The organism is Streptococcus azizii, assembly GCF_001984715.1.
GTDB lineage: Bacteria > Bacillota > Bacilli > Lactobacillales > Streptococcaceae > Streptococcus > Streptococcus azizii.
The window spans coordinates 84,425-110,804 of the sequence record NZ_MSPR01000006.1; the positions used below are offsets into that span (position 1 = coordinate 84,425).

The following is a 26,380-nucleotide window of genomic DNA, read 5'->3' on the forward strand; positions in this document are numbered from 1 at the left end:
TTTTTTGATAGGGAGACAAGATGACACGAATTAAAGCAGTAAAACAAAAGGCCATTTTAGATGTAGCTGAAAGTCTGGGTTATTCCTTCAGACGATTATCAGGACACATTTATGAACACCCAGACCATGATTCCTTTCGGATTTTTGCGGATACTAATACTTTCAAATGGTTTTCAAGAGATATACAAGGGGATGTGATTGACTTTGTTCAATTAGTGGCAGGTGTTTCTTTCAAAGAGGCTGTATCCTATCTTGAAACTGGGGATTTTGAACAAGCTAAGGTGATGGAAGAAACTTATCAACCGTTTCAATATTATTTGCATGAAGAACCCTTTCAGCAAGCATGTACTTACTTAAAAGGTGTCCGTGGCCTAAGTAATCAGACTATTAATACCTTTAGCAGACAAGGATTGCTTGCTCAAGCTACTTATCAATCGGAGCCAGTATTAGTGTTAAAAAGCTATGACCATAATGGGATCTTACAGGCCACTAGCCTTCAAGGTCTTGTCAAAAATGAAGAAAGACACAAACGTGGTTATTTGAAGAAAATCATGAAAGGTTCTCATGGCCATGTTGGTATTAGTTTCGATATTGGGAATCCCAAGCGACTCATTTTTTGTGAATCCGTAATCGATATGATGAGTTATTATCAGCTTCACCACAAGCAGCTATCAGATGTTCGTCTGGTGTCAATGGAAGGCTTAAAACTTGCAGTGATTGCTTATCAGACCTTGCGTCTAGCGGCAGAGGAACAAGGGAAATTGGCAATTCTAGATACAGTAAAACCAAGCAGACTTAGCCATTATCTTCAGGCAATACAAGAGACGACAACCTTTTTTCAAACTAATTCAAACGTCATAACATTGGCTGTTGATAACGATGAAGCAGGAAGAGAATTTTGTCAGAAACTGTCAGATAAAGGACTTCCGATTTCTCAGGATTTACCATCATTACAAGGACTTGCAACAAAGGCAGATTGGAATGATATTGTGAAACAACAGAAGGAAATATCCTTAAGTGATTTTATCCAAACAGCCCAAGCACAAGTTAATAAGAATCATCCTCCACCTAAACGAGAGCACGCTTTGGAATTGTGATAACAAAATCAAGCCCACTATCATAATCTAGAGAGTGACAAGGAGGACCCCCTATGAGTGTGATTGAACGTCTGGCTGAAAAAGTAGCTAGGCAAGAAGAAAAGGTCTCACGTGAGACTAAGAAATTGGAAAACTATCGTGACCAACTACAAACTGCAATGTACAGTACCTTTATCAAACGGCAACAATCTAGTCAGTTGTCATTTCATGAAGCACTAGAGCAAGCATTTGGTAAAGAAACTACACTACACCCAGATTACAGAAATGAGGATACAGAATGAGTAAAACATGGAATTTTGATCAGCCACTAGATGACGTGAAACCGACATCGGCCCATGAAGAACGAGCTAAAATCGCAGCACTTTTCCATAAACAGGATGAAAAACCAATTGAAGAAGTAGATTATGTGGCTGCTTTTGAACAGCAACAAAAGGAGTCAGAATCTAAAGATGTACAGACGCCTGAATTAAAAGTTAAACAAAATCAGCCGAAGAAGGTAAATGTAAATATTACAAGTGACTACAAACAGCACTTGGCAGACACTATTGCACAAAACAACAAGGATATTTCCGCCTGTCAGAAGCAAATTGAAGAACTTCATCAATTGATTGATGAAAAGAAAATCCAAAATAAAAAGTTACAGGCTATTTCAGTAGCTATTGATGATTTATAAGTCAGGTAGTCCTATGCGGGCTACCTTTTTACAATGTAAGGAGAAGATAATGAAATTCATTCAAAAGAAAACACAGAATCAGGATCGATTTAAACGACTGATTCATCGACTATCAGAGATGTCAGATACTGAACTAACCAAAGTAGAGAAACTCCTAGATGTGGTTTTTGATCCAGATATCAAGCCTGATAGGAGAGTTGAAATATCTCAAAGCGTTATAACCGCTGAGGAACAAAGTCTTGATAGGTCAATCCAGGAAGCGAAAAATAAACTTAACACGGAACAATTGGAAAAAAACATTGAGAGATTTAGACAAGGTAGGCGAGAGAGCAATAATAACAAATAACAGACCAATTATAGAGAAGTTTTTATCATTCAATTAATAATTCAACAATTGTCGTTTTACATGATATAATGAAGATAAATAACGACGTTAATTTAAGGAGGAACTCATGCCAACTTTACAATCACAGTTTATTAAATTTCACAACACAATTAAGCTAGATGCTGATGATAAAAAGGTTTTAATCGACAAACGTAAAGAGGTTGAAGAAGTAATTAACAATGGTGTTTCAGAATTTGGAAAAAGCTTTTTCAACCAAGGAAGCTACTCAACTTACACAGGTATTTTGCCAACCGATGAAGGAGATTATGACTTAGATAGAGGTTTAAAAATCGATGTTGATAGACATTCGAATTCTCCTAAAGAGGTAAAGAAATTTATTTTTGATGCACTAGTCTCTGAATTTGGTGAAAATAGAGTCAAAGTAAAAAATCCATGTGTGACAGTATCATTTCCTGAAGATAATGTTCACATTGATATAGCGGTGTATTGTACTGAAAATGATAACTATTTTTTAGCCAGAGGAAAACTTAATAGTATTGATGAAAATATTAAATGGGAGGAAGCAGACCCTGTAGAATTAACGAAAAAAATTAATAATGCTATGGAGAACTCAGAAGACAGAAACCAATTTCGGAGAGTAATTCGTTACTTAAAAAGATGGAAAGATCTCAAATTTAAAAATCAAGATAATAGACCGACAGGAATTGGAATTTCAGTTTTTGCTGTCAGTAATTTTTCTGTAAGCAAAAAAGTAGACTATTTATCAGGAAACACTACTTATGATGATATTTCAGCTTTAAGAAATTTAGTAAATACTATGATTAATTCATTTTCGGATACATATGATGTTGATAGAAACTTATTTTATCCGAGATTAGAGGTTTACTTACCGGTTAAGCCATATACTGATGTATATGAAAGGGTATCAAATATACAAATGGAAGCCTTTAAGAATAAATTAGAAAAATTAAGAGACTCACTAGATGAGGCAATAAATTCTACTGATTTAAGTGAGTCTACAAAAGTATTGAGTAAACAGTTTGGTGATGATTTTCCTATTATTGAACAAAAAGAGACAGCAGAAAACTTTGGAACTCGAGCTATAATTAGTGATTATCCAAGTGCTTAGAGGCGTGTATGTTAGAAAAAAAAGAAATATTCCAGATGTACTTTGACGAAATACCTTCAGAGAGCCTGGAATTAGAAGATAAGGAATGCTATTTTTATCAATATAAAAAATTTACCTTAAAAATTATCATTTCTAATGATTTTCCCCATTCACTTCCTGAAATCTATCTTTCAAATTATATGGATTTTAATAAATGGTACAGCCATGTCGGTTCCGAAGGGAAATTGTGTTACATTTCAGAAGATAATTTAATTTGGGACTTTAATAATCCAAGTGGATTATTAAAAGATTGCTGTGAAAAAGTAAAGGAATTACTGGATAGTTGGGATACACCAAAAATGACCGAAGAGCTCAGGAAAGAGTTTCTGTCATATTGGCATATCAGTTGTTTGAAGTCAAAAACAAAATATATAGAGATTCGAAGTTACTTATCCAGGGTCAGTACATTTGAGAAATATGAATTAGTCCTGTCGAATCAGAAATTCCATCTTTTTAATTATGGTTCACAACTCAAAGGGAGTGTTGCGCCACATTCTAAAAAAAGTAGAGATGTTTACATACTTCCACTTAAAGATTCGAATTCTGTGATTCCTCCTAATCCCCTGAATGAACTAACAGAAGCAACGTTTAAGAAAATGATCACAGGAAATCTATCTTCGGGTGTTAGACGGCGCTTCCAAAAGTGGTGTAAAACGAAACGAAAGTCATTCATATTAATTTTATCACTTCCTATATCTGATAATGATTATGTTTTGTTTGGTGCGCTTTTTGAGTCTAGAACTTCCAAATATCCATTTAAAATTGATAATAAGGTACCACAAAAAAATAAAGATAGAAAAAAAATTGGTTCTAAGGCTAAAAAATCAAAAAATGGGAGTTTCAATATTACTCCAGTATATATTACAAGATTCGACAAGGAGTATAGAGTGAGTAGGACATCCCAAGAATATGATTTTCTGAATAAAAGAGTTGTAATTGTTGGACTTGGATCTGTAGGATCATTTGTTGCAAACAATTTATCTAAAATGGGTATAGAGAAACTTCTTTTAATAGATCCTGATTTTTTAACGGTCGATAACATTTCAAGACACTACTTAGGTATGGATAGTATAATAGATAATATTCAAAAAGTAGACGCTTTAGAAGATAGATTGAAAAAAGAAAATCCTGATTTAGAAATTGAATGTGAGGGTATCCGATTTCAAGAAATAGTTCGGAAGAATACAAATTTATTTTATGAATATGATTTTGTTTTTTCTTGTGTCGGAGATACTAAAACTAATTTTGAAATTAATCATTTTTTCAGAAAAATTGGAAAAACGGTATTGTATTGCTGGTTAGATCCATATGGAGTTGGGTATCATAACCTACTAGTTTCTCCGCAAAATAATGGATGCTATATGTGTATGAACTATGAAGATGGGCATCTTGTTAATAATAGAGCCTCTTTTGCAGAGAAAAATCAAATATTTGAAAAGCGTTTAGCTAGCTGTTATTCTTCATTTATTCCTTATAATGTTATTGCGCCTAGTTCTTTGGCAAATAAAGCTATAGAAGTATATTTACAGTACTTGGATGGGGAATTTTCTTCTGAAAACAGACTAGTATCAGAAATTGGTTCAGATAAACAGTTTGGTAAAGAAGGATTTACATATAGTGTTCGATACTACAATTGTTTAAAAAATAGTGATTTATTAAATGTTTCTTTAAGAACAAATATATCTTGTCCAGAGTGTAACGGAGATTATAAAGTTGATATATGTAAATCTGAATAATAAATATCAAATTGTAATACCATCTGATATTTTTAATTCATTACTAGAGTTTAGGCAATTGGGTTTGGAACCAGAAGCGGGTGGTATTTTTGTTGGTAAGAGACTTTTAAATAATTCGATACTTATTATAAATTTTTCAGAACCACAGGATAATGATGTAAGAAGTAGATTTAAATTCTCAAAAACTTCTCCATATCATCAGAAGTTTGCAGATGATTATTTTGGTAAAAGTTCAGGTTTTATAAGTTTAATTGGAGAATGGCATACCCATCCTGAAGATATACCTACTGCGTCTTGTGTTGACATTAACTCATGGGAAAAAATTATCTCAGATAATGATGACAGGTTATTCTTTTTAATAGTTGGACTTCGGGCTGGTAGATTTTACTTTAGGGAATCAAATAAGTGGCAATCCACTCTAATCTATTTTAAGGATGTATAGATACGTATGAATCGAAAAAATAAATTATTTAAGAAATTCTTTTTTTGGTCTCAAAAATTTTATTTACCATTAGTATTAATTTTTATATTTCCAATTCTGATTTGTTATTTGATTGGGAAGAGTTTGACCCTGGTTGAAGTTGAAAAAATATCAAATACCAATTTTTTTACAAGAGCTATTTTTGAAATAATTCCTGATAATTCTACCGCTACTTATATAGTTCTTTATTTATTAATCTCTACTTCATTATTGATGATTTTTAGAAAAAACAATGCTGAACGAACATTTAATGATGGTCATTCTGTATATCTTCATAACTGTTATAAAAGACTGTGGATTGCAGCAAATTTATTAGGTTATCGAAAGTTACAACTTATAGGTGTCTCAATACCAATGCAGTTTGAACTTATTAATAATGGAGTTTTTTCAGAGTTTATCTCTGAATCATCAGTTGTTCAATATGATGAATTTCAAGGAGAAATTATTGTTGAGTATCTAATTGAAAACAAAAAGAATAAAGTTGTAAATTTATTAGTATGTGATACATATGATATTCCTATAGAAAAATTAGCAACTGACTATTTGGAAAATACAACAGTAAAAATTTCATCACAAAGAAATTATAGTGGTAACAGATATAACAATCCTCTATTAGTTAGTACAGTTCGAGAAGAGGTACAGAAAATGGTTAACACCTATAATGAGGTTAATCTATTCATGACAACAAATCCATTAAATACACAAGGAATTGTAGGAAAAGCATTTTTAACATTAGATAGATCAGGTTTTGATAAAGTCTCAGTTATACAGATGGATGAAACAAAAATTTACAAAGCTCCATTTGTAATATACGAAAATTAAATGGATACCAATGGATGAGGATTATAACATTCTTCTTAGCATTCGACTGCATATTATTTCTCTGAGAGCTTCGGCTCTCTTTTTTCTTCCCCTCATTTTTCAAGCTGTGATACCTTTTCCAAATCACCTCTATTATCCTAATACCATTCCTAAGAAAATCAATCCTTGATTTTTCACTGGGGGTTTGGGGGCGAAGCCACCAAGTTATCTTATCGTTAGCTGTCAAAACTGGAAGGTTTTAGTCAGCTGGCGATATGATTTTTAGGATATTGTGGACACAATATCTGAGCTCGCAAAAGCCGAAAAGGGACACCTTGAGGCTTTTCTAGGGCGTACTGACAGTGTGAGGCAGCCTGACATTGTTAGACAAGCAGAATGGAAGGGAAGTGTTAAGATGAGTCAAGACTTAAAGCTAATTCGTAAGCAGTTTCGAGTGACTAAGCAGGAAGAAATATTGCTAAAAGAGATGATGAAAGAGCAAGGTTCGGAGACTTTTTCAGATTTTCTCCGCCAAAACTTGTTACAAAAAGACCGCCAAAAAGACATTTTGGAGACCTGGTCTTCTCTATGGCAGTCTCAAAAATTGGAAGAAATCAGCCGAGACATTCATCAAGTGACTGTCCTTGCGGAGGAATACCAACAAGTCACCTCTGAACATCTACGCATTATTTTGACCTGTGTGCTGGAACTGATGGCAGAAGTTGAGAAGTCTATCCCGCTCAGTCCAGACTTTCGTGAGAAGTATATAGGAGGTCGCTAATGGATTATCGCTACCGCACTAACCTCAAAAAAGTGTTTTTGACAGATAGGGAACTGGCTCAGCTTAATGACTGTATTTCGCAAAGCAGATGTAAAACTTTTTCAGAGTATGCCAGAAAAGTCTTACTTGATCCGAACAGAAATTTTATCATAATTGACACGACCACTTATCAGGATTTGGTCTTTGAGCTGCGGCGGATAGGCAACAACGTCAACCAGATTGCCCGTGTCATTAACCAGACTCATCTGATTTCTATGGAGCAGCTTCAAGGCTTAGGTCAAGGGATGGCAGAGCTGGTATCGGAAGTGGAGAAAGATTTTCAAATCAAGGCTGAACAGCTAAGGGATTTCTATGGTCATCACTAAGCATTATGCCACACATAGTCGAAAGTATCGAAAGAACCTAATTCGCTACATTCTCAACCCAGAAAAGACAGCCCAGCTCAAATTGGTTTCAGATTTTGGCATGAGTAATTACCTGGATTTTCCCAGTTATGAGGAAATGGTCAAGATGTATCAGGCCAATTTTTTGAACAATGACGGCTTGTACGATTCCAGAAATGACAGACAAGAAAAACGCCAACAGAAAATTCATGCCCACCACCTCATTCAATCCTTTTCGCCTGACGATAAGTTAACACCTGAAGAGATCAATCGGATTGGTTATGAGACTGTCAAAGAACTTACTGGCGGAAATTTTCGTTTTATCGTTGCAACCCATATTGACCAGTCACACATTCATAATCACATCTTAATCAATTCTGTTGACCTTCAATCTGATAAAAAGCTCAAGTGGAACTATGCCTTGGAACGAAATCTTCGTATGATTTCAGACCGCATTTCCAAAGAGGCTGGTGCAAAAATTATCACGAATCGCTATTCACATCAGCAGTACGACGTTTATCGCAAGACCAATCATAAGTTTGAACTCAAGCAACGCCTGTATTTTTTGATGGAACAGTCCAAGGATTTTGAGGACTTTTTGAAAAAAGCAGAGCAGCTGCATTTGACTATTGACTTCTCAAGCAAGCATACTACCTTTTTGATGACGGATAGAGATCAGGTCAAACCCATTCGCGGGCGACAGCTTAATCGCAGGGAACCTTATGATGAGAGCTATTTCCGAAAAGCATTTGCCAAGGGTGCCATTGAGCAACGATTACATTTTTTATTGCCTAGAGTGAAAACTTTACAAGAATTATTGGAAATGGCAGAGGAACTTGGACTATTTATTCAACTCAAACAGAAAAATGTGACCTTTACCCTTACGGAAAATGACCAGAAAATTTCTCTAGGACATCAACAAGTGAGCAAGAAAACGCTTTATGATGTCTCTTTCTTCCAAGATTATTTTTCAGAACGGTCAGATACTGACATTGAGCTGAGTGATAATATCAAGGAAGATTTTGAAGTATTTCTCGCAGAGCAAGCGGAGAAGTTATCAACAGTAGAAAGTATCGTCTCAGACTATGAAACGTTCTCCGAAAATCGTAAGGCTGTTCATGAGTTTGAGGTGGAGCTTGCCCCGCATCAGGTTGACAAAGAAGTTGAGGGTGGCATTTTCATCAAGGTAGCCTTTGGTGTGAAAAAAGAGGGCTTGATATTTATTCCCAATTATCAGCTGGATGAGATTGAGAAAGAGGAGGAAAAGAGGTTTAAGATTTTCCTTCGAGAAATCACGTCTTATTTTATCTACAATAAGGAAAGTTCGGATAAGAACCGCTATATGAAAGGGCGTGACTTGATTCGTCAGCTGACACAAGACAACAAAAGCTTGCCTTATCGTAGGCGACCAAATCTAAAAGAGTTACAGGAGAAAATCGCTGAAGTCAATCTCTTGATTGAACTCAATGTTACAAATCGAGCTTATACGGACATTAAAGATGAGTTGGTGGCGGAAATTGCGACGTACGATGTTAGCATGTCAGAACTCAACGAAAAAACCGCCATCTTAAATAAGATAGCAGAAGTCTTAGTCAATCTCAAAAGTCACGATATAGAACGTAGGCGATTGGCACGTTATGAATTTTCCAAACTCAATCTGACAGAGGGTATAACTTTGGAGCAAATTGAACGAGAGATTTTAGAAAATCAAGACCAACTCATTCGGTTATTTGATAACTATGAAGAAGCTGTCAGAAAATTGGAAAATTTTGTGGAGGTCTTGAATAGAACAGGTGTCAGACCAAGGGAAACCCATGATAAAGAATTGGACTAAAAAACACTCGGCTTTTCTGCTGAGTATTAATCATTTATCAGGTTTGGTATGAGAGTATTTAGATTGTCAGGACTATGAACCTCAAAACTTGGGAGTTTCTCTCTATCAGTTGGAGCTTGTCGGTGACGATAGTTAAATAAAACAAGAATAGTGTCTCGAACTTTATCATTTGTTGGGAATTATCCTTGTTTTAAACATAAAATAAGTTTGCTTAAATCAGTAATTGTTTATAAATTTATTTTTTTCTGAAAAAAATCTGAATAATCTTTGTTACTATTTTATTAGTCAAACAGTCTGGACTATTAAAAATTGACTTAGAAAGGAAAATAAATGAATTATACAAAGCCAGTTATAGAAAAAATTTCTACTTTTAAAAATGGTACTGCAGGATTAGTTGTAGGTAGCTTCAGAGATATATTTGGAGGCAGGGCTTTATTTTTAATTAAAATATAATTCTATTACCCAGATATATTTTTAAGTAATGTATTAATTATTGTGGAAACCAAGTGATCCACGGAGTGGAAGTGAAAAATATCCGAAATAAGTTCAATCTTAATCTATTTTCTGATATTTTTCTGAAATTTATATTATAGAATTTAATTAAATCAAGAGATATCTCTTGAAAAATATTTTTCATTTATACCAATGGGTTCTGGCATTAGTATAAATGATAGAAGGAGTTTAAAATGAAATATTGCAAACCAACATTTGAATCAATTGCAACTTTCAAAAAAGACACTAAAGGTCTATGGACTGGTAAGTTTCGTGATGTCTTTGGTGGACGTGCAATTGTAAGAGTTACAATTGAGTTCTAAGCTTAGAACTATGTATTACAACGGTAAATAATTTTGAATAAAGTATTTCGATATTCATCCCAGAACTACGAATATCGAGATGCTTTGTTTTTTATTTTTGAGGTTGTTAATATATATGGTAAATAAGTATTTTTTTGAAACATATTCTGATAAAAAAATAATATTCCTTACTAAAAATTTATATAGAACCGTTTCTGTAAATAAAACAAAAATCTATTGTTTGGAAGGCTATGTCGAAGAAGTATGCTCAATTATAGAACAGAATGATATCAGTAATTTTGAAGAAACAATATCAGTACTTCAGGATCATGTTATAAATGGTTTAATTATTGTTGAAATGGCTGAAAGAACATATATTATTTCTCCTTATTTAGATTCAAGACTATCTTGGTTTGAGAATAATAAGAATATAATTTTTAGCGATTCCTCCGTAGAAATTGCAAAATATTTGAATTTAAAACTCTCTACGAAGCGTTTAGCGAGTCAATTTATTTTTGGACTTCCATATTATCCATTTCAAACAATTAGCCTCTGGGAAGAGCTAGTAAATATAAAACCTTTAAACTATTTAGAAATATCTGAAAAGGGTTGTTTAGAAAAAAGAGTTCCAAGTTATGAAGTAGACACAAAAGATTTTAATAAACTAATAATAAAAATAAAAGAAGAGTTTTTAAATGGCATTCATCATGATTTGAATATGGGAAATGAAGTGTCAAGTGATGTATCAGGAGGTGTTGATTCTGCAACTATTGCTTTTACCTTGAATAAAATGATACCTGACTTCTCTATTTTGCACGCCGAATCAAGTACCGCTGCTAATAGTGATACTAAATGGGCGACATTTATTGCAAAAAATCTTGGTAGGGAGTTGAAAAAGTTTGACTCGATAGAAATAACAGAGAAAAGATTTGCGATCGATGAAAAATATATCAATAATATTATTCCAAGTTCTCCGTTATTGTGGGCGGATTCAGAAGGATATTTGAAATCAGTGATTGGTTACCAGAAAGGTAGAAAATATCCGACTCACTTTCTAGGTATTGGCGGTGATGAATTATTTACACCGATGCCTTCTAATCCCTGGAATATTGTCCGTCAGGAAAAATTAGGTGGACTACTTTATGCTCTGAAATATAGTTTGATAATGAGAAGACCATTTTTTAGTTGCTTATTGGATTTGTTAGATAAGAGAGGATATTTGAAAACCATAACCCAAAATTTAGAAATTGTCTTCAACGAATCTTCTGAACCTATCAAGAGAGAACTGGGATGGGTGGATGGTCTACAAGTACCAAGTTGGCTCAGTGAAAAATCCAAAAAAGAATCGCAAAGTTTTTTAAACTCGTTATTATTTTCCAATTCTGAGCCAATAATCACTGATAGAACAACATTTCAGATAATTCAATCTTTAATATTTCAAAAATCAGTATTGCGACAAATTCAATTAACCACTAATTCCATTTATTGGGCAACACCATTTTTACATAAAAAATTAGTAGAAATTTGTCTTCAAATTCCAGCAAAATATAAAGTTAGTTCAAAACTAACAAAACCGGTATTGCAAAAAGCATTGAAGGGAATCGTACCAATTGAAGTTTTTGACAGGGGGTTTAAAGGCGATTATTCAGATGCCTTATATAGTGGATACAGAGAAGCAGTTCGTAAAAACTTCCACAAGTTAGAACAATTTGAATTGGTAAAAATGGGAATTGTTGATGTTGAAAAGTTAAAATTAGAGCTGTCATTACCAGCGGGAAATCCGAGTAAAATTGATTATTTTGAAAAGTTATGTTCGGTAGAACGTTGGATAAGGCAGATCAAATTGTATATGAAGAATGAATGAGGTTTGTAACTATGTTTAATAAAGGATCTAAAACAAGACTAAAAATAATAAAGCAAGATAATGGTGCAATTGTATTTGACAAAGATCAAGGGATATACTTTCAAACAAATGATGTAGGTGTTAAAATTTTAGAATTACTATCTAAAAATAAAAATGAAGAAGAAATAGTTAGCGCTATATCTGTTGCGTATTCCATTGAAACCGATGTTGCAAAACAAGATGTTAAAGATTTTATACAGTCTCTAAAAAGGGGAGGGATATAGATTATGGATATGCAGCTCAATCAAGAGTCATACTCCTATGTTCAGCTAAAGTACAGATTACTAGCACAAATAGCTCTACTAATCTCTTATCCGCTTACAAAGCTCTCGCCTACAAGAATTGAGTTTTTGATTAATAAGTTAAGTGACTCGAAATTATCTGCCACAGAAAATGAAGCTGTATTAGCGCGTGATGCAATATGTACTGTAAGCCGTAAGTGTAGGAATCAAGATGGATGCGTAAAAAGATCATTAGGAGTAATAATGTTCTTACTTCTTTTCAATAAACGTGCAAGTTGGTGTACTGGATTTGCTATGAACCCCTTTAGATCTCATGCATGGGTGGAAGTAAATGGAAATCCGATTAAAGAGCTAGAAGAAGTATCATCGTATGAAAGAGTAGTGAAAACTCTAGATGATAAAAATGAAGAGCGTAAACATATGATAACTGAAGATATAGAAGAAGTAAACGATACTATGATTAATGTAAAATTCCGTGATTTACTTGCTTTGATAGAAAATAAAAGAAACTATTTTTTAATCGTTTTATGTTTGGGAATACTTACGTCCATTTTAACGTTATTACAACCAGAACTTTTATCTAAAGTAATCTCTCAAAAGGGAGTAAATTTATTCAATAATTCCACTATATATACGCTTATTGCTATTATCGTGGGTTCAACAATTATTTCCAGTTTGCAATATTATTTCTTACAATTAATGGGAGAAAGTGCAGTATTTCAATCAAGAAAAAATTTAATTATTCAATTTCTGAAACTTCCTATTTATAAATATAATGATCTATCCGCAGGAGACCTAATTAGTCGCTTTAGCAGTGATACAAGTAAACTAAGAGCAGGAATCATTCAATCAACCGTTGCTCTAACGAGTGGATTGTTCTTGAGTTTAGGTGCGATATTTACATTATTTCTAAAGGATACTTATCTTGCAATAATTACAATTATTTCCATATCTTTATCATTCCTATTTATTTTATTGATGAGTAGTTTGATTCAAACAGCAAGTTATAAAGCTCATCAGGGCTTGGGGAAAATGACAGCATACTTAAATAGGCTAATCGTAGGAATTCGAACAATTCGATCGACAAATGAAACGAATTCAGAATTATCTAAAATGTTATCTGAGGCACAAGAAGTAAAAAACTTGGGAATTGGAGTTGCAAGAGTGCAATCAATAATGACACCGATATCAAATTTTAGCTTGCAGTTGTGTGGGATAATTATTTTGGGAGTCGGAGGATACCGTGTTTCTACTGGGCAAATGTCTATTGCAAGTCTAACTTCTTTTATGCTATTAATGTATATCGCTATTTCACCAGTAGGACAAATATTTTCATCGGTCACAACTATTTCAGAAGCTTTGGGAGCCTTAGGTAGAATTACTGAAATTATCAATCTTCCAAAAGAAGAAGATAATGATATCATTTTAAATCTAGAAACTAAGTCGGATGGAAGCAAAGCGATTGAATTTGCGAATGTAACTTTTTCATATGATTCTTACAAATTTCAGGATATTCAATCGGATGATAATTATATATTAAAGGATATTACTTTCGAAATAAATAGTGGAGATTACGTCAGTATTGTCGGTCCGTCTGGTGCGGGGAAAAGCACACTTCTTTACCTCATTGAAAGATTCTATGATATTACCAGTGGTAGTATAAAGATATTTGGACAAGATTTCCGAACAATGAGTCGCGAGGCCTTACGTTCTAATATTTCTTATGTTGAGCAAAACTCACCATTAGTAGCTGGTACAATTTTAGAAAATCTAAAAATGGGTAATGCTAATGTAACCTATGATGAATGTTGTGACGCTTTAAAAAAAGTTGGTTTGGAGCATTTGATTCAAAGGGGGGTATCTGGGATTGAAAGTCAAATTGGTGAAGGAGGTTTCAATTTATCAGGAGGAGAAAGACAGAGATTGGCAATGGCAAGAGCAATACTTTCCGATGCAAAGATACTCTTGCTGGATGAGTTAACTTCGAATCTGGATAGTCTTAGTGAGAAGAAAATGAAGGAAGCAATCAAAAGTATGAGAGGTGAGAGAACCATAATAATGGTTGCTCATAGATTATCTACAATTTTAGATTCAGATGAAATCTTTGTTTTGGAACACGGAAGACTTGTAGGAAGTGGGACTCATGTGGAGCTATTGGAATCTGTTCCATTATATAAAGAGTTGGCCAAAGAACAATTTTTAGTATAGGAGTATCGTATTATGACAAATAAGATTGAAATAAGAGATGTTACAAAAACTTATAAAGATGGAGATATATTAAAGAAGGTATCCTTTACAGCTGAAGAGGGGGAAGTTACTGCCTTTTTGGGACCGAATGGTGCCGGAAAAAGTTCGACACTACGAATACTTTTGGGTCTGGATAGGCCATCTTCAGGCACTGCTTTAATAGGAGGTAAGAAATATTGTGATGTTGAACGTCCTCTTTTAACTGTAGGAGCTTCTTTTGATGGTGTAGGGGCTCCCAGTGATCGAACAGTTTTTCAACATTTGAAAATTGCTGCTGCTAGTAATGGAATAGATTTTTCCAGAATATCAGAGGTATTATCCATTACTGATATTGAACATAAAAGATATTCAAAAATAGGAAACCTTTCATTAGGAGAGGGGCAGAGGTTAGGTATTGCAACAGCGCTGTTGGGAAATCCTCAGTACCTGATTTTAGATGAACCTACAAATGGTCTAGATCCTAGTGGAATTAGATGGTTTAGAAATTTTATTAGGGAACAAGCAAGTACTGGTAAGACAGTATTGTTATCTTCACATATACTTTCAGAAGTAGAGGCGGTAACTGATAAGGTTGTTTTTATTAATAAAGGAAGTATCATAGCTTCGGGTACACTTCATAATATAATGAATGGATTTGATAATCTAGAAGATGTTTTCTTTCATTTAACGGGAGGTGACTATGATGAGTAGTATAAAAAGCCATAATACTTTATCAGAGTTATATAAAATTTTTTATAGCAGATCAACCCAAATAGTTTTACCAATTGTTTTTATTCTTCAGCCGTTATTGTCTTATATCAGTTCTAAACAAATTTTAACAGTTGGATTGAATGCAACACCTGAAACAAATAGTAGTTTAGCAGAACCAATACCTCCAGTTGAGTATATTGGTTTTGATGCAATACTATTGGGCTTGTTTGCTATGATAATTTTAGGAGCAATTCTTGGAAGTATGGAATATAAAAATAATTCTTTACGTACCAGCTTGCTATTATGTTCAAATAAGGCTGTATTCTTTGTAATAAAATTTATTGTTACAAGTGTATTTATTTTTGTTGTGTCATTTGTCTCAATCTATTTATCTATTGCAAGTGCACAGTTTGGTTTAGGAAGAGAGGGGTTGAACCCCCTGATACTAAGTAATAATGTGTGGTACTTTATATTATTGGGATCATTGTCGTGGTCGCTACTAACGGTATTATCCTATTCAATTGCTTTTTATTTTAAATCCTCACTTGGATCATTATTATTCTTACTACCACAAGTCTATAATTTAGGTAGTTTTCTTGCTGACAGAATTCAGTTTGCCAAGTATTTACCAGTATCTTTAGGGCAAGATTTAATTGCAACGTCTCCTTTGAAAATCACAACACCAGGACGCAGTGTTTTATTTCTGAGTATTTGGGTACTAGTAATTAGTAGCTTTGCATATTACAAATTTTTGAAGGAAGATGTAGGTAATGTTAGATGAATTCTTTTAGAAGTGAGTATTTAAAGTTCATTTATAATAAATGGCTATTGTTGACTGTACTAGCAACTATAATTTTAGTACCTTTATTTGTTATTTTTTTACATGAAACTCCAAGTTATATAACCGAGGATTATGTTTTAACGCAAATCTTAGAAAGCTTCTATCTTGGACAAGCTGGGATTATTATTATTACAATACTATTTATAGGGCAAGAATTTAACGATTCAACTTTAAGAAGCAGTTTATTAGCTAACCCAATACGATGGAAATTCTTTTTTACAAAATTAATAGTTATATTATCAATATCTGTATTAGTTTGGAGTCTAGTTACCTTCTGTACTATTTTTGTGGTATATATGTTTTATAGTCTATTAATTCCCGTATTTATTTATACCTTTGCAATAAGAATAATGTTGGTATCAATTGGTTTAATAGTAATATGTTTTAGTTTAGTTCTTATAACAAGGAGTATAGTTGTTCCAATGGGGATATCCTTGTCTTTCTTGTTGGGGTTAGGCCAAATGCTTCTGCAATTCAGCGATGCCTTTCTCTACTTCCCGATTATCTCTACCATGAATTCATTTTTTATGACTGAAAATCAACCTTATATACCTTCTACAATAGGTATTGCAATTCAATTTTTATGGGGGACTCTGCTGTTATTTTTCTCTATTTTGCTGTTTAGGAAGAGAATAGTACGATAAAAATTTTGTATTTTGTGATATTATTTAATTATGAAAGAAAAAAAAATATATCAAATATTAGCAATTGATGACGATGAAAGTATTCTTCGTTTGATAAAGAATTCTTTAGAACGCTCAGAGTTTGAAGTGACGACAAGGAAAGAAGTAGGCAACATAGATATTTGTTCGTTTATTGGCTTTGATTTAATTTTATTAGATATTATGATGTCTATTGATGGGTTAGAAATTTGTAAATCCATTCGAGAACAAATCGATGTACCGATAATTTTTGTAACAGCCAAGCAATTGGATAGTGATTTGGCTAGCGGGGTAAAGGCTGGTGCGGACGATTATATAAAAAAACCATTTAGTATTACAGAATTAGTTGCTCGCGTTAGAATGCATATCCAAAGGGAGGAGAGAAATCGTAAAAATAATAAAGAGATATGCACAAAGAAAATGATAATTAATGCTAGTAAGCAAGAAATCTTGATTGAAGAAGAGATCATATCATTGACAAAGCGAGAATTTACAATTTTGTATACTTTAGCAAGCAACCCGAAGAGAGTATATTCCGTAGAGGAACTCTATGAGAGAATATACCCGTCGGAATCAGATGCACAATTTCGTTCTATTGCTGAGTATATTTATCAAATTCGGTTAAAATTAAAACCCTTTTCAATTAATCCAATCAAGACACAGTGGGGAGGTGGATATAGTTGGAACGAAAACTAGATTTTAAGACTTTAGTAAAAAAAACGCAGTGGACGATTGTTAAACAATTTTGTTTGAGTGTGATTGTAGCATATATTTTCCCCATATCGACTATTTCTCTTGACATTCATTCAGAAACTCAGTCAATCGCTAGTGATCTGTTAGGAATATTCTTTAATGTTTTTTCATGGGTTTATATTTGTATATCTTTGATTATTATAGTTTCTGTTAATATTAAGGCCTTGTTGAAACGAGTAAAGCAAGAAATGGAGATTGTCTATCATGGTAGTATGTGGCTGACCTCTGTAGACACATCATCTAAATTAACCATTCTCGAATTCATAGAAACTAACAAACATATTGAACTAATGCAGCAAAGAATAAAAAATATGATTCAGGTAGAGAAAGACCAAAAGGAGGATATTCTCTTTAAAGTTTCAGCGATGGCACATGACTTAAAAACACCTTTGACTGTTATCAAAGGAAACTCGGAATTGTTACAATTTGCACCTTTATCGGGTATTGATGTCCAGTGTCTTAGGGACATTGAGAGAGCAAGCAACCAATTAGATAACTATTTTAATCAGTTGATTAATTACTCTAAAACTTTTTACTCTAATCAGATCTCCTTTCATCAGTATAGTATCAGTAATTTATCAAAAATACTGGAACAAGAGTGTGCATACCTTATTGGAGATAACATAGATTACAAATATGATACTAAGATAGGGCGAGACTGTAATATTGAATTAGATTTAGATTTAATTATCCGTTCAGTATCAAATATTGTCAATAATGCAATAGCTTATGCAGATGATGTTAAAAAGAAAATCAGAGTTATCTTGGAGTTAGAAGATAGTAGTATTTCCTTAAGTATTTGGAATAATGGTTCCAAGTTTTCGGACGATGTTTTAGAAAATTTTGGAAAATTATTTTATCGAGAAGATAGTAGTAGAAATTCACAGTTTGAACATTTTGGAATAGGTTTGGCATTTGTAAAACAAGTAATGAGCCTTCATTCTGGTGATATACAACTGCAAAATAAGGAAAATGGGGCTATGGTTAAATTAATCATTCCGATAAAAAATAGTGACTATACCTGGGCTTGGATATCATAATTTTGAATACTATGAAGTTCAGAAAGTAAGTATATTGATAAAAATTATTTCAAAATCTCAACAATTAGCACTCATACCTGATTTATTCACATTTAAATATATTAGATAGGGTGCTATTAAAATTAAATAAGAGTATTAGATTGCGGAATCCCTATTTACCAGTCTCTGAGAGCGATAAGCGATTGATAGAAACTGATAAATTGATTTGGTTTCCTGCCAAATATCCCACCCCAAATTTGGGGTGGGATTTTTTAAGTACGACGGGCATGCCGTACATCTGAGGTGTAAGTCCTCTGTGGACACCTGCTACCGGTGAACCCAATAGCGACTTCCAAGCCTGTGATGACCGTGAGGTAGCGGATTAAAACAGTCTGGGAATAGATTGTTTTAAGTCTGACGCAAGACACTAAGGACGTCAGAGGAAGGGATAGCGAAATCGTAGTACTACGAACAGAAACGTGATAATATAAGGTATATGTAGCGGATGAGGGGCGGGAAACTAGAACGTCGTAACCTCATATGCTATATGCGTAAATCACGAGAGTAATCAAGTTCGGACTAAGGTCTGTGGTAGGAATAAAACATTAGCGTCCTTCTTCCAATTTGCTAGCTAAACTAACTTTTTTTACATAATTTGAGAAAAAATCTTTCTTAAAATAGGCTGCGTAAATGGTGTTAAGGATAAACAATATGGATTCCTCTGTTGAAAAATTTCCGATTTTCTTAAACTTATCTTCTCTAGTACATAGTATAAAACTTATATCAGCGTATTTTTGTAACAATTCCCCATTTTCACTAGTCAAGGCAATAATATTTACTTTGTTATCTTTTAGGACGGGAAGGTAGCGGAGACTTTCGATACTTAGTGAGTTTCCAGAATAAGAAATGATGATGGCAATATCGTTTTCTTGGAGCGAAGAGCTTGTCAAACCAAATTCTCCAGGGTGACTGACCTCGATTACTTTTCCAATTGTTAGCATTTTTCGCTTAAAAAGGTAAGCCAGATATTCATTAGGACTTAAGCCAAAGAGGACGATTCTCTTGGCTTTTTTTATGATTTCAGTAGCCAAATTAAGAGCATCAGAATCCATTTTATACTCATTTTAAATCAAAAATAGCGGTTGCCCATTCTCTGTGTACAATTGATTTTAGTTGAGAAGTAGACAAGTTTTGAATAACTTCCTGAAGTTTATCAATGACCTCATTTAATGTTCTAAATATCTTATTCTTAAACCCGCGTTTACGGATCTCAGCCCAGACTTGTTCAATTGGATTCATTTCAGGTGTATAAGGTGGGATGAAGGTAAACTCTATATTCTCAGGAATAGTCAATGTCTGAGATTTATGCCAGACGGCATTATCCATGACTAAAATGATGTAGTCATCTGGGTAAGCGGATGATAGCTGGCCTAGAAACTCATTCATCCAGTCGCTATTACACCAGCTTGCTATGATGAAAAATGAGTCGCCTGTATGAGCATCTACAGCCCTATAACAATAGCGATATTCTCGAATATGATGGCTCGGTACGCTGGGCCTATGACCTTTCGGGGACCAGCAGGTACCTAGTTTACTGATAAGACCAAAACCCGCCTCATCTTGATACATAAGGCGGATATTTTGGTAGGATTTTCCATTGATGAAGCGCTTACTCGCTTTCTCCTTGAATAAAGATTTTATTTTTAGACGCTAAAATGGTTTTTGCGTCTGCTTTTTTAGGATGTTGAGGACGAGGACTAACCTTTCGCCAACCATGGCGTTTTAGTAGGGCATAAAATCCTTCTCGAGTCGTTTTACGACCAACTTTTTCTTGATAAGCCTCAAAGAGAGTAGAGACAGTCACAAATTCTCCATTCAAGGCGAAGGGGAGGAAGCTATTTTCCATCCTTCTTTGTTAAGAGATACACAAAATATCGTTTTGTCTATTGTTATTCAACTTGGAAAATGGTAAAATGAATATAATAATATAATAATATTATGAATAATCGTTTTACAAGGAGGTTGTTTATGGCAACATTTTATGTCCCAGCGGTCAACTTGATTGGTCGTGGTTGTGTTAAGGAAATCGGCGCTTATGTGAAGGACTTGGGCTATAAGAAGGCGCTGCTTGTAACGGATGACTTCATTCGTACCAGTGATATTTTGCCAAGAGTAACTAAGCCGCTTGATGAAGCGGGAATCGAATTTGTGGTTTTCAGTCAAGTTGATCCAAACCCTACTTGTAAAAATGTTTATGACGGGTTAGCTATTTTGCAGGAAAATAACTGTGATTTTATTATCTCAGTTGGTGGTGGTTCTCCTCAGGATGCGGCGAGCTGTATTTCCATTATGGCAATAAACGGAGGTAAACCACAGGACTACGAAGGTCTTCATAAGTCAGAGAAAAAAGGTCTGCCTGTAGTAGCCATCAATACAACGGCTGGCACATCAGCAGAAATCACTATTAACTATGTCATTACCGATGAAGAACGGAAAGTCAAAATGGTCATGGTGGATAAAAACAGTTTGGCCCTTATGTCAGTCAATGATCCGGAACTCATGTTATCCAAACCAGCAGCCTTGACTGCAGCAACGGGTATGGATGCCTTGACTCATGCCATTGAGGCCTTGGTGACACCAGGCGCTTATGGAGTGACTAAGAAACTGTCTATGGGTGCCATTGAACTGATTAAGGAATACCTACCTCGTGCTGTTGAGAATGGTCAGGATATCGAAGCGCGTGAAGCCATGGTGCATGCTATCTTCCTTGGCGGTATGAGTTTTAACAATGCAGGTTTGGGATATGTGCATTCCATGGCCCACCAGCTAGGTGCCGTTTATAACCTGCCACATGGTGTTTGCTGCGCTATGATTTTACCAATTATTGAACGGGAAAATGCCAAACGTGTACCAGCAGCCTTCCGTGATGTTGCAAAAGCCTTGGGCTTGGACATTGCAGGCAAGTCAGATGAAGAGTGCGCTGACTATGCCATCGCCCAAATCGAAGAATTATCAGCCAAGGTTGGCATTCCGAAAAAATTGACAGAGCTGGACATCAAAGAAGAAGACTTTGACTTTGAATACCTATCTAAGAACGCCTTGATAGATGCCTGTGCACCAGGCAATCCATTCATGCCAACATTAGAAGAAACGATCAGCTTCTATAAAGAGTTGTTTTAATCCTTATACTCAATAAAAACCAACAGTAGACTAGGAAACGAAGAGAGAACCCTGTTGATTTTTAAAGAGTATTGGACGATATTTAAATGAATCAGACTACCTACACCAGGTTACTTAAACTAGGATGGCAGGTAGTTTTTTTACTGGTAAAATGGGGTTTTCACAATCGTCGAAGTAATAAAAGATAGACTAAACGATTATAGAAGGTCATTTCCTTACTTGGTTACCAGATAAAGCTCAGTCGTTTACTTAGTGGAACTCCTTTTTTTCTACCTTACTTATATTGTACTATTCTGAGTACGAAAAACGATAAAGGAGAAGCTAGATGAGCGCGAATTATTCAAGGCAGGAATATCGTGAGAAATGATACGATGATTAGCGGAGAAAGATACGACTAGAGAAGAGGAATAGGTGTTCAAAAGAAGGCTTATTTTTGTTATAATAGCAAGGAAAAAATTTTTTGAAAGGAATCTTATGTCTGATAAACTTGTTCGTGCCAAGCGCGTGTCTAATTATGAACTCTTTTTTGATTTAGCCTTAGTGCTAGCCATTGGACAGTTGACGTCTGCTATTCATGTCGATCAGATTGGTTGGGAAGAGGTGATTACTTTTGTCCTATCCAATCTTATTCTATCCGTAGTCTGGGTCAATGAAGTCTTTTACTATGAAAAATACGGTGATTCTAGGCGGATAGATATTTTTACAGTGATTGCTCTCATGTTTTTCCTAGGAAATCTGGCCTTGAATTTTAATTATAGTTCAGTAGCTACTAGCCTTGTAGCAGGTAGTCCCAATGTAATGGTCTTTAACAGCCTGCTAATCGCCTCTTACCTAGTCATCATAGTGCAGTATATACTAAAAGGACGCTACATAGGTTTTAATCATGATATAAAAATAAATGTAATCCTTTTGGGAGTCTACAGTCTGTCCCTCCTCCCCTATGCTCTAGGTATTTGGGGAATCAATCACTGGGCCTTGGTCATTTACTCATTGCCAATCCTGTTACCTCGAATTGTTACTCCGATTTTCTATAAGGATCAAGAAATCCGAACGAACTTTCCCCATGCTGTTGAACGGTCTCAACTGATGACGATTTTAACGTTTGGGGAATCAGTGATTGCGATTATCAGTACCTATCCAATTACGGATAATTGGTATCAAGGAGCCCTCATTTTCCTTGGTATGGCACTGATGTTTATGTTTTATATGGGGCAGACCTTTCTCTCTATTGACCATCACCAACAAGCTGATGTCGCCCTGCTATTTTATGCCCACACCTTGATTTTTTTGGGCATCAATTCCTTTACGGTTGGTGTAGAATTTTTAGCTGATTCTCACCACTCTCATACAGGTCTGTATTTCTTCTTGGCAGGAGTAGTTCTCTTTTATATCGGTACTATTATGACCACCGTTTATAACCAAAAACTTTATAGGATAGGAAAAAGACAATATGCTGTTTTAACACTAGGTATGATTAGTTTTATCTTGCTCGCCCTTCTTATTGGTAGTCGGATTCTGGCCTTATCCCTATTACTAATCCTCTTTTTCTGGTTGATTAGTCGTTACAATATGATTGTTAGACGGCGGATACGAGAGCGCAATAACATCCCTCATCCGGATCCAGCTGTAAATAAACGTGATTTTTCCTAGGGGATGTTTATACCCTAGAACAGTCAAAAGAGCAAGGCTAAATACTCCTAGAAGTAGGGAGGGGCTAGAAAGGCACTCAACTTCATCAAACCTGCCTTAACCTATCCAAATAGGTGTTAGGGCAACAGAAAATGTACCATTGGAATGGATGGAATTTTATGAAAAACTACAAAAACTATATTTTTGATTTCTACGGGACTCTGGTTGATATTCGGACGGATGAGCATAAGTGGGAGGTCTGGAATCAGCTAACCCAGCTCTACAATGCTTTTGGTTGCTCTTATCGACCACGTCAGCTGAAGAAAGTCTTTCATCGCTTTGTTAAGGAAGCAGAAGAGACGCTTGCACAGACGGTGGATACTCATCATGTTGAGGTTGACTTGGAAGCTATTTTTATCCGCCTTCTGACGGCTGCTCCTCATAAGATTCAAAGTGAAAATACTCCCAATGATTTAGTAACCTTTGGACAGTTAGTAGCTACCATGTTCCGCCTGCTTTCCCGTGAAAAACTGGAGGCTTACGCCAATACCTTGACGACGTTACAGACCTTGAAAGAAGAGAAGGCTCGTTTATTTATCCTCTCCAATGCCCAACGCGCATTTACTCAGCCAGAAATTGAGGCGACAGGCTGTGCTAGCCTCATGGAAAAAATCTATATTTCTTCGGATGTTCAGATGAAAAAACCAGAACCTGCCTTTTTAGATCTCGTCATGGAAGAAAATGGTCTGTTGCCTGAGGAAACGGTCATGGTTGGTAATGACTTGACAACTGACATCGCCATTGCCCATGAAAGGGGGATTGATGCGGTCTTATTGAATACATTTTTCTATCCTCAAGAGGAGATAGATACTTATCGAAATAAGGGCTGGCATTTTACGGTCATTAAAGACATCTCCGAGCTTCTCTATAGAAACCAATGAAAAACCACGAGCGGAACAGGTTCATTCATACCTGTTCCGTTCGTGGTTTTCAACAGATAACGTACCTACAATGCTTCATAAGTAAACTAGGAAGCTATTGAAGTAGCGTTCTAGTTGAGTATAATACTCTTTAAAAATCAAAAGGATACGTTGTCAACTTGTCTCGGTGAACGCTAGTTCTACCTTCGCCTTCGTTTCCTAGTCTACTTCTGATTTTTATTGAGTATAAGTAGCGAACGAGGGAGCTCTCTTTACCGAAATTTCCCGCTCTAGTGGTATTCTAGACAAGCAGTCTAGAACGGGATTTGTGAGACTGAATCTCAAAAATGGGTGACCAAATCCTAAAGATATTTGCTTTCGTCTGCACAACTTAAAGGAAATTGCAAAAGATATTAAGTATGGACGGAATGTCTACATCTAATCATTCGTATGTTTACAAGGAGTCTATACTTATTCATACTGAACCTCTCCATGTCTTGATTGACCCTAGAGAGGTTTTATTTTTCAAAGATTATCAGTGTAGAAAGTTGAAACTATCTTTCGTCAGCTGTATGGACGATTGTATGGTAGGCAGCAAGAGCACAGGCGCCTCTGGCACCGCGATAAGGGGTAAAGTCTAGAACTTCAACATCAAGATTGTTTTTAGTGGGAATAAAATGAAGTTGCCTGTTGATGCGCTCAATCAATTTATCTTTCAAATCTAGCTGGTTGAGTAATTCACTGTTGATGAATATCTTATGGGCATCGTACAGGATGAGGGTATTCGAGATAGACATGGCTAAAAATTGCAGGCCCGCTTCGATTTTATCCATGATGAAAGAATCACCAAGTTGGTAAGCATGGATAACAATGCTCAAATCTATTTCCTCTGGGGAATTTACTAAACTCTTTAAAACTGTATTGCTAGAGTATGTAAAAAGGAGTTTTGCATTTTCGATGAGCCAGGTGTCAGAAATATAGGTTTGTAGGCAACCGCGTTTGCCACATTCACAAGGTTGCCCTTGAATATCGACGATTGTATGTCCTAGTTCACCAATGTAGTGGTTCTTTTTTACCGCAATGCGTTGGTGATGAAAAAAGGAGGCAAAGATACCTGGTCCAATATGGAGAAATAAAAATTGATCGGGTGATTCTTCAGAATCAAAGAGGTATTCTGCTAACGCCATACATTCGACATTATTTTCTATAACAATAGGGAGCTGGATTTTTTTCTTTATTTCATTTAAATTAAAATGGTTCCAATTTTGATTGTTAGAAACAATAGATTGCTGAAGAGTATCGAAATGACCAGGGATGGAAATTCCCACCCCTGAGCAATGGAGCTCCTCATACTGTAATAGCATTTCTTCGATCAGGGAGATAATCACATGGTTGATATTTTCCAGAGAGTAGTCTCCCATTTTGATATAGTTTGTGGCTAATATCTTACCTACTGTATTGGTAGTTACGACGGCGATACCTTTTACTGTGAATTCAATACCGATTAAATAGGAGCGGTTCTCATTGATACTAAGGACTTTACGGCTACGCCCCGACCCCTTGCGCTCTCTAATCTCATGCCCTGTTTCAAAAATCTTTTGTTGACGGATAAGGTCTGTGACAATATGGGTCACTGTCGCGGGGGCTAGTTTCAACTCTGTTGCGATTTTGGCACGAGATACAATTCTATTGCGATAGATAAATTCCATGACTCGGGCAATATGTTGAAGAATATTTTCAGAGTTTTTTGTAGAAACCTGCATGATTTCCTCCTTTGTATGCACTAACTAGGCAGGGATAGAAAAAGACTATAAAGACATAAGAGAGATACTTATAGCGCTTCCGAAAAGTGGGGATAAATTCTTTCTCTTGACTGTTTCTATTATTGTATCATAGATGGGGTAAAAATGCCCAAGTAGGAAAGGATTTCTTGTAAAAAGTTGGCAACATCTAGTGTCAACCTGCAGAAAGCATTTCGATAGAGAGTTCCTCCAAGATATTTTTTTAATTTTAGTTTATTTTTTTAAATAAAAACTAGACAATAAACCGTTTTCATGGTATTATGTTTTTATAAGTCATAACCACCCGTGAAAACGGGTGGCTTGTACACCGGCTGTAAGCCGTTTCTCTCCAGCGACGTCTAAAGACGTTCGCTGAACTTCGTTCAGGTTAGTGCTATAATTACTTGACTAATGCCCGT

26 protein-coding genes and 1 pseudogene are annotated in these 26,380 nt (G+C 35.2%); 23 read left to right on the plus strand and 4 right to left on the minus strand.

Translation table 11 applies throughout. The features are described 5' to 3' along the window. The first annotated feature begins 20 nt into the window (after positions 1–20). The 20 genes from BVE84_RS04420 (at position 21) to BVE84_RS04510 (ending at position 18,472) form a co-directional block, all read left to right on the plus strand. On the plus strand, positions 21–1,097 hold the full coding sequence (locus BVE84_RS04420; protein ID WP_076995855.1) for a toprim domain-containing protein: 1,077 nt from the start codon (positions 21–23) through the stop codon (positions 1,095–1,097). A 53-nt stretch (positions 1,098–1,150) separates the two neighbouring features. Further along, complete coding sequence (locus BVE84_RS04425; RefSeq protein ID WP_076995856.1) at positions 1,151–1,378, plus strand: DUF5965 family protein; 228 nt, start codon at positions 1,151–1,153, stop codon at positions 1,376–1,378. Then, entirely contained in the window at positions 1,375–1,770 is a 396-nt protein-coding gene (locus BVE84_RS04430) for a DUF5945 family protein (protein WP_076995857.1), read from the plus strand. Before BVE84_RS04425 ends, BVE84_RS04430 begins: the two co-directional genes overlap by 4 nt. 49 nt (positions 1,771–1,819) lie before the next feature. After that, complete coding sequence (locus tag BVE84_RS04435; protein WP_076995858.1) at positions 1,820–2,116, plus strand: hypothetical protein; 297 nt, start codon at positions 1,820–1,822, stop codon at positions 2,114–2,116. A 106-nt stretch (positions 2,117–2,222) separates the two neighbouring features. Continuing rightward, complete coding sequence (locus tag BVE84_RS04440; RefSeq protein ID WP_076995859.1) at positions 2,223–3,245, plus strand: cyclic GMP-AMP synthase DncV-like nucleotidyltransferase; 1,023 nt, start codon at positions 2,223–2,225, stop codon at positions 3,243–3,245. 8 nt (positions 3,246–3,253) lie between these two features. Next, positions 3,254–5,020 carry a ThiF family adenylyltransferase gene (locus BVE84_RS04445; RefSeq protein ID WP_076995860.1) on the plus strand — a complete coding sequence of 589 codons (1,767 nt, stop codon included), beginning with the start codon at positions 3,254–3,256 and terminating at the stop codon, positions 5,018–5,020. After that, the gene (locus tag BVE84_RS04450) at positions 4,998–5,462 is read left to right on the plus strand and encodes a Mov34/MPN/PAD-1 family protein (RefSeq protein ID WP_052506922.1); all 465 of its coding nucleotides are present in this window, start codon (positions 4,998–5,000) and stop codon (positions 5,460–5,462) included. The genes BVE84_RS04445 and BVE84_RS04450 overlap by 23 nt, the downstream gene beginning before the upstream one ends. Before the next feature lie 6 nt (positions 5,463–5,468). Further along, positions 5,469–6,323: an acyltransferase gene (locus tag BVE84_RS04455; RefSeq protein ID WP_076995861.1), complete on the plus strand. Its 855-nt coding sequence runs from the start codon at positions 5,469–5,471 to the stop codon at positions 6,321–6,323. Positions 6,324–6,717: 394 nt separating this feature from the next. Further along, the gene (locus BVE84_RS04460) at positions 6,718–7,083 is read left to right on the plus strand and encodes an SAG1252 family conjugative relaxosome accessory protein (RefSeq protein ID WP_012775113.1); all 366 of its coding nucleotides are present in this window, start codon (positions 6,718–6,720) and stop codon (positions 7,081–7,083) included. Next, positions 7,083–7,448, plus strand: coding sequence for a MobC family plasmid mobilization relaxosome protein (locus BVE84_RS04465; protein WP_076995862.1), 366 nt, complete (start codon positions 7,083–7,085; stop codon positions 7,446–7,448). The genes BVE84_RS04460 and BVE84_RS04465 overlap by 1 nt, the downstream gene beginning before the upstream one ends. Then, complete coding sequence (locus tag BVE84_RS04470; protein ID WP_076995863.1) at positions 7,435–9,300, plus strand: SAG1250 family conjugative relaxase; 1,866 nt, start codon at positions 7,435–7,437, stop codon at positions 9,298–9,300. Before BVE84_RS04465 ends, BVE84_RS04470 begins: the two co-directional genes overlap by 14 nt. 330 nt (positions 9,301–9,630) lie before the next feature. Next, positions 9,631–9,753: a putative RiPP precursor gene (locus BVE84_RS10705; protein ID WP_135017433.1), complete on the plus strand. Its 123-nt coding sequence runs from the start codon at positions 9,631–9,633 to the stop codon at positions 9,751–9,753. Positions 9,754–10,230: 477 nt separating this feature from the next. Continuing rightward, positions 10,231–11,958: an asparagine synthase-related protein gene (locus tag BVE84_RS04475; RefSeq protein ID WP_076995864.1), complete on the plus strand. Its 1,728-nt coding sequence runs from the start codon at positions 10,231–10,233 to the stop codon at positions 11,956–11,958. Between the two features lie 11 nt (positions 11,959–11,969). Then, on the plus strand, positions 11,970–12,221 hold the full coding sequence (locus BVE84_RS04480) for a PqqD family protein (RefSeq protein WP_076995865.1): 252 nt from the start codon (positions 11,970–11,972) through the stop codon (positions 12,219–12,221). A 3-nt stretch (positions 12,222–12,224) separates the two neighbouring features. Further along, the gene (locus BVE84_RS04485) at positions 12,225–14,447 is read left to right on the plus strand and encodes a lasso peptide biosynthesis B2 protein (protein WP_076995866.1); all 2,223 of its coding nucleotides are present in this window, start codon (positions 12,225–12,227) and stop codon (positions 14,445–14,447) included. Positions 14,448–14,459: 12 nt separating this feature from the next. Further along, on the plus strand, positions 14,460–15,176 hold the full coding sequence (locus BVE84_RS04490) for an ABC transporter ATP-binding protein (protein WP_076995867.1): 717 nt from the start codon (positions 14,460–14,462) through the stop codon (positions 15,174–15,176). After that, positions 15,166–15,957 carry a hypothetical protein gene (locus tag BVE84_RS04495; RefSeq protein WP_076995868.1) on the plus strand — a complete coding sequence of 264 codons (792 nt, stop codon included), beginning with the start codon at positions 15,166–15,168 and terminating at the stop codon, positions 15,955–15,957. Before BVE84_RS04490 ends, BVE84_RS04495 begins: the two co-directional genes overlap by 11 nt. Beyond that, positions 15,954–16,661 (plus strand): hypothetical protein, encoded by a 708-nt coding sequence (locus BVE84_RS04500; RefSeq protein WP_076995869.1) that lies wholly within the window; start codon positions 15,954–15,956, stop codon positions 16,659–16,661. Before BVE84_RS04495 ends, BVE84_RS04500 begins: the two co-directional genes overlap by 4 nt. Positions 16,662–16,691: 30 nt before the next feature. After that, positions 16,692–17,375, plus strand: a complete 684-nt coding sequence (locus tag BVE84_RS04505; RefSeq protein WP_076995870.1) for a response regulator transcription factor — start codon at positions 16,692–16,694, stop codon at positions 17,373–17,375. Further along, on the plus strand, positions 17,360–18,472 hold the full coding sequence (locus tag BVE84_RS04510; RefSeq protein ID WP_076995871.1) for a sensor histidine kinase: 1,113 nt from the start codon (positions 17,360–17,362) through the stop codon (positions 18,470–18,472). The genes BVE84_RS04505 and BVE84_RS04510 overlap by 16 nt, the downstream gene beginning before the upstream one ends. 151 nt (positions 18,473–18,623) lie before the next feature. Here BVE84_RS04510 and BVE84_RS10950 read toward each other — a convergent pair whose 3' ends face one another. From BVE84_RS10950 to BVE84_RS04520, 3 genes and pseudogenes are all read right to left on the minus strand, one after another. Further along, a complete protein-coding gene (locus BVE84_RS10950; protein ID WP_167366958.1) occupies positions 18,624–18,794 on the minus strand; it encodes a hypothetical protein in 171 nt (56 codons plus the stop codon). A gap of 262 nt (positions 18,795–19,056) precedes the next feature. Further along, entirely contained in the window at positions 19,057–19,563 is a 507-nt protein-coding gene (locus BVE84_RS04515; RefSeq protein WP_076995872.1) for a MurR/RpiR family transcriptional regulator, read from the minus strand. Positions 19,564–19,570: 7 nt separating this feature from the next. Further along, positions 19,571–20,366, minus strand: a pseudogene (locus tag BVE84_RS04520) (IS630 family transposase); the annotation flags it as partial. A gap of 113 nt (positions 20,367–20,479) precedes the next feature. Here BVE84_RS04520 and BVE84_RS04530 point away from each other — a divergent pair. The 3 genes from BVE84_RS04530 (at position 20,480) to BVE84_RS04540 (ending at position 24,201) form a co-directional block, all read left to right on the plus strand. Further along, on the plus strand, positions 20,480–21,631 hold the full coding sequence (locus BVE84_RS04530; RefSeq protein WP_076995875.1) for an iron-containing alcohol dehydrogenase: 1,152 nt from the start codon (positions 20,480–20,482) through the stop codon (positions 21,629–21,631). Between the two features lie 474 nt (positions 21,632–22,105). Beyond that, on the plus strand, positions 22,106–23,281 hold the full coding sequence (locus tag BVE84_RS04535; RefSeq protein ID WP_076995876.1) for a low temperature requirement protein A: 1,176 nt from the start codon (positions 22,106–22,108) through the stop codon (positions 23,279–23,281). 158 nt (positions 23,282–23,439) lie between these two features. Further along, positions 23,440–24,201 carry an HAD family hydrolase gene (locus BVE84_RS04540; RefSeq protein ID WP_076995877.1) on the plus strand — a complete coding sequence of 254 codons (762 nt, stop codon included), beginning with the start codon at positions 23,440–23,442 and terminating at the stop codon, positions 24,199–24,201. A gap of 533 nt (positions 24,202–24,734) precedes the next feature. Here BVE84_RS04540 and BVE84_RS04545 read toward each other — a convergent pair. Beyond that, a complete protein-coding gene (locus BVE84_RS04545) occupies positions 24,735–25,943 on the minus strand; it encodes an ROK family protein (protein WP_076995878.1) in 1,209 nt (402 codons plus the stop codon). Between the last annotated feature and the right edge of the window lie 437 nt (positions 25,944–26,380).